The organism is Bradyrhizobium sp. ORS 375 (genome assembly GCF_000239775.1).
GTDB lineage: Bacteria > Pseudomonadota > Alphaproteobacteria > Rhizobiales > Xanthobacteraceae > Bradyrhizobium.
Genome location: NZ_CAFI01000020.1, coordinates 1 through 4,113, shown reverse-complemented (window position 1 = coordinate 4,113; position 4,113 = coordinate 1). Strand labels below are relative to the sequence as shown.

The 4,113-nt window shown below is 68.5% G+C and carries 6 protein-coding genes; 1 reads left to right on the top strand and 5 read right to left on the bottom strand.

The genetic code is table 11. The features are described 5' to 3' along the window. On the top strand, window positions 1–739 hold a 739-nt coding region (locus BRAO375_RS01870; protein ID WP_035638407.1), incomplete at its 5' end, for an NAD-dependent epimerase/dehydratase family protein. Window positions 740–823: 84 nt separating this feature from the next. On the opposite strand, the gene BRAO375_RS01865 is transcribed toward BRAO375_RS01870, so the two are convergent. The 5 genes from BRAO375_RS01865 to BRAO375_RS01850 all read right to left on the bottom strand — a co-directional run bounded on the left by BRAO375_RS01865 (window position 824) and on the right by BRAO375_RS01850 (window position 4,057). Further along, window positions 824–1,210, bottom strand: a complete 387-nt coding sequence (locus BRAO375_RS01865) for a hypothetical protein (RefSeq protein WP_009025749.1) — start codon at window positions 1,208–1,210, stop codon at window positions 824–826. A 132-nt stretch (window positions 1,211–1,342) separates the two neighbouring features. Continuing rightward, on the bottom strand, window positions 1,343–2,365 hold the full coding sequence (locus BRAO375_RS01860) for a patatin-like phospholipase family protein (protein ID WP_009025748.1): 1,023 nt from the start codon (window positions 2,363–2,365) through the stop codon (window positions 1,343–1,345). A gap of 206 nt (window positions 2,366–2,571) precedes the next feature. Then, window positions 2,572–3,378 carry an SDR family NAD(P)-dependent oxidoreductase gene (locus BRAO375_RS01855; RefSeq protein ID WP_009025747.1) on the bottom strand — a complete coding sequence of 269 codons (807 nt, stop codon included), beginning with the start codon at window positions 3,376–3,378 and terminating at the stop codon, window positions 2,572–2,574. Between the two features lie 25 nt (window positions 3,379–3,403). Continuing rightward, window positions 3,404–3,568: a thioredoxin domain-containing protein gene (locus BRAO375_RS38455; RefSeq protein WP_009025746.1), complete on the bottom strand. Its 165-nt coding sequence runs from the start codon at window positions 3,566–3,568 to the stop codon at window positions 3,404–3,406. Between the two features lie 54 nt (window positions 3,569–3,622). Beyond that, window positions 3,623–4,057 (bottom strand): peroxiredoxin-like family protein, encoded by a 435-nt coding sequence (locus BRAO375_RS01850; RefSeq protein ID WP_009025745.1) that lies wholly within the window; start codon window positions 4,055–4,057, stop codon window positions 3,623–3,625. Window positions 4,058–4,113 lie beyond the last annotated feature (56 nt).

Genomic DNA, 4,113 nt, shown 5'->3' with positions numbered 1-4,113 from the left:
CGGGTCCGCATTCGACCTGGTGTTTCATCTCGCCAGCATTCCTGGCGCGCGTGCCGAAGCCGAGCCCGCGCTCGGCCGCCGCGTCAACCTGGATGCCTCGCTCGATCTGCTGCAATGGCTCGCGGTGGCGCGGCAGCGCCCGCGCGTCGTTTATGCAAGCAGCATCGCGGTGTATGGCCCGGTCGCGGACACAGTGCTCAGCCCGCGAACCGAGCCGCGGCCGGCCACCACCTATGGCGCGCACAAGCGGATGGTGGAGATCGCAGTGGCCGATCACACCAGGCGGGGCGAGCTGTCAGGCGTCTCGTTGCGGCTGCCGGGGATCGTCGCGCGGCCGCGGCCGGTGAGCGGCTTCGGCTCGGCCTTCATGAGCGAGCTGCTGCACGCGCTGGCCGCCGGCGAGCGCTATAACTGCCCGGTCTCTGCGGCGGCGACCTGCTGGTGGCTTTCGCAGAAAGCGGTCGTCGATCATCTTGTCCTGGCCGGCACAACCGACATCTGCGGACCGCTCCAGCTGCCGGCGCTGCATCTCTCCGTCGCCGAGGTGGTGGAGGGCCTGGTCCAGCTGTTCGGTGCCGAGCGGGCGCGGCTGGTGAGCTTCGCGCCGGATCAGCGGATCGAGGCCGTGTTCGGGCGCTATCCTCCGCTGGATGCGCAAGCCGAAATGGCGCTGGGCTTCGCCCATGACGGGTCGGTCGCGGCGATGATCACGCATGCGCTCGGGTCGCAGGTGGTGTAGCACGATCGTCGTAGACCGCTCTGGCCAACCTGGGCGCACGCGATGATGCCGCTGCGCCGAAATACAGGATGCGCCTGCGACCGATCAGAGCGGCCGCCGCGTCGCGATCGAGCCGGGTGAGTTGGGGAGGCTCTTGATCGACGCCGAAGCGACCGGCCGGACGCGCCGGTCGGACTGCCGCCACTGCCGGACATGGACGAGGATCCCAGCCAGCAACAGCGGGGCGACGGCGAGGACGGCCATCAAAGGCGACAGCGCCTTCGGCGAGATCATCTCCAGCACCATCTCGGACACCATCCAGAGCGTGCCGAAAACCACCGCGAAATCGACAGGGGGAATGCGCAGCCAGTACAGGAAGCCGGCCACCAGGACCGCCGGCGCAATCGCCGGGCCGATCATGTAGAAGGTCAGCTCGGGCGGCGTCAGGGCGTCGAGAAGCATGGACGCCAGCAGCCATAGGCTGAAGAACATCACCGCGCCGTCGAGATATCGCATGGCCCAAACCTCCGCCGCGACATTTTGGCGCAATCTTTGTCCGGTTTGTGGCTGTTCCGTCAAGCCTGGAACTTTCCCCGCCCGCCATCGGCGGGCTGCCAGGCGAGGTCAGCTCGGCGCCATCGCCCGCATCGCAGCCGGCCCGGGCGCCGGTAAACGCCTCACCAGCTGGATGCCATCCCTGGTCGTTGCCGCCTCTTCCGCCTGCTGCAGGTCGAGATGGCCGGCACGCCAGCGCTGGGCCATGGCCGTACGCGAGAGGTCGAAGGTTTTCTCCGGTCCGGCCTCCTCGGGACCGGGCCGGTAGCTCAGGAGAAGAATTTCGTCGGCCGCGCCGCGGCCTTGCAGCTGCGCCCGCAGCCGTCGGGCGTCGAGTGCATGCCGCAGCCGCTGGAAGGTCTGGTTGCCGAACATCAGGTCGTTCTTGCGCTCGACCGCCGCCTCCAGACCGTCTGGGACGTCGCCGTCACGGGCGAACGGATCGACAATGATGAGGCGCAGCGGCCGCTCGCTGTCGAGCACCGGCTCGAATGGCGCGTTGAGCGAGAGCCCGCCATCGCCGAGCCAGCGCCCGCCGATGCACACCGGAGCGAACTCCGGAATCAGGCCGCAGCTCGCCAGGATGTGATCCATCTCGATCCGTTCGGTGCTGCTGTCGAAGATCACGGGATCGCCGCTCGCCAGGTCGGTGGCGACGATCGCGACGCGCGGCTCGCCGGCATTGAGCCGGCCGAAATCGATCAGGCTGCGCAGGCGCTCGCGAGTCGGGGCGAGATCGTAGAAGGCGGTGAAACGGGGACCGGCTGTCGGCAGGCGGGGATGAAAGAATCCGGAGTTGCCGAACAGGCGGGTGCCGATCGAACTCAGCCACGCCGACAGGTGACGGTTGGGGTCGCCAATCCAGATCTGGTTGCCGGTTCGCGCCTGCCAATAGCTGCGGAGACTGTCGACGCGGGCCTGCGGCTCGCTGCCTGCGATCAATGCTGCCGTAATCGCGCCGGCGGAGGCGCCGGTCACCCAATCGGGCGACCAGCCTCGTGCGACGAAAGCCTCGAACACGCCGCCATGATAGGCGCCGAGGCCGAGACCGCCAGCGAACACCAGGCAGGTCTGCTTGTGATCGACGGTCATGCGCGAGGGCTCGGCGTTGTGAGGAGTGGCTGACGGGACCGACCAACAGCCGCGGATCGCGAACGTTCCCACACGTGGTGCAACAGGAACCGTGCTGCGGCCGAGCTGCTCGGTGTTGCCCGATCTCGCGTACCGCACCGGAATGGCGCCGGGGACGGCGCAAGCGGGGCGTCGGACGATAACGCGGCGATCGCGCGTCGCGATCATCACGGCGCGTGATGGTCCGCAACGGCCAGTTCGAGCCGGGGCTTCAGCATGCGGAAGCGCTCGTCGATCTGTTCCGGATGATCGCGGTTGAGCGCGATCATCGCGCGCCTGGTCTCGTTGGCGCGGATGACCTCTCGGGCACCGGAGACGAGACCCTCGACCAGTGCATCGGCGACCATCTCCGGCGTTTCCCGCGCAAAGCCGAGATCGGGCCCAGCCTTGTTGCTCGCCATCATCGGCGTCTCGGTCGCGCCGGGATAGACGGTCAGCACCCGCACGCCCTCGTCGAGCAGCTCGCGATGAAGCGCCTCGCCGAACCGCGCGAGGCCGGCTTTGGCCGCGGCATAGGTGGCGTAGAACGGCGCGCCGACGAGCGCGATGCCGGAGGCGACGTTGACGATCGCGGCGTCACCGCTGGCGCGCAGCAGCGGCAGCGCCGCGCGGGTCCACAGGATCGGGGCGAGCAGGTCGACCTCGATCATGGCGCGGATGTCGGCGATTTCGGTCGCCTCCAGCCGGCCGGCGCGAACATTTCCGGCATTGTTGACGAGGATATCGAGGCGGCCGAAGCGCGCGCGCGCCAGAGCCAGTGTGCTGGCGCAGGCGGCTTCGTCGGCGACATCGCCGCTGAGCGTCTCGATCCTCACGCCAAAGCTGACGGCGATGTCCGCCGTCTCCGCCAGCTTGGCCGGCGTGCGGCCGAACAGCACGAGGTGGACGCCGCGCCTCGCCAGCGCGAGAGCGGTGGCGCGGCCGATGCCGCTGCCGGCGCCGGTGATCAGAGCGAGCTTGCCGTCGGGTGTCATGGGTCTGTCTCCTCTTGGGCGCCGATCAGGCGGCTGCCGCGGCCGACGAGGTGAGCGCGGCCAGCGCCGCCTGGGGCTCCAGCCGCGTCCGATAGTCCGGACTGACATGCGCAAGCAGGATGCCGCCGCCCTTGGCGACGACATAGGTCGCGGGCATCGGCAGCGACCAGCGGCCGTCGCCATTGTGCACCGGCAGGTCGTGACCGAACTTCTGGTACAGCGCCTTGATCGGCGCGGTCAGCTCCTAGCGGATCCAAAGTGCGTCGGCGAGGCGGCCCTCGGTGTCCGACAGCACCTCGAAGCCGAGGGCGTTCTTCTCCGCCGTCGACAGCGTGTTGTCCGGCGTCTCCGGCGATACCGCGACCAGACGCGCGCCTAGCGCCGCGATCTCCGGCAGCAGCGCCTGATAGGCGCGCAGCTCGAGATTGCAGTAGGGGCACCAGCCGCCGCGATAGAACGTCACGATCAGCGGGCGGTCCGCCATCAATGCCGCGAGGTCGGTGACGTCACCTTTGTGATTGGGCAGGGCGAGGGCGGGGAAGGGGTCGCCTTGCTTCACTGCGCGATCCGCAAGGGCTTGGAGTGCTGCGTTGTCGGTCTCGACCAGGCCGGCGATGTCGGCGCCGACACGGGAGGTCCAGGCGGCTTTGAAGGCGTCAAGTTCGGTTTGCAGGGACATGATGATGATCCTGATGAGTTTTGGACATAAAGTTCGAGGCGGCGGGGCGCTCTTCA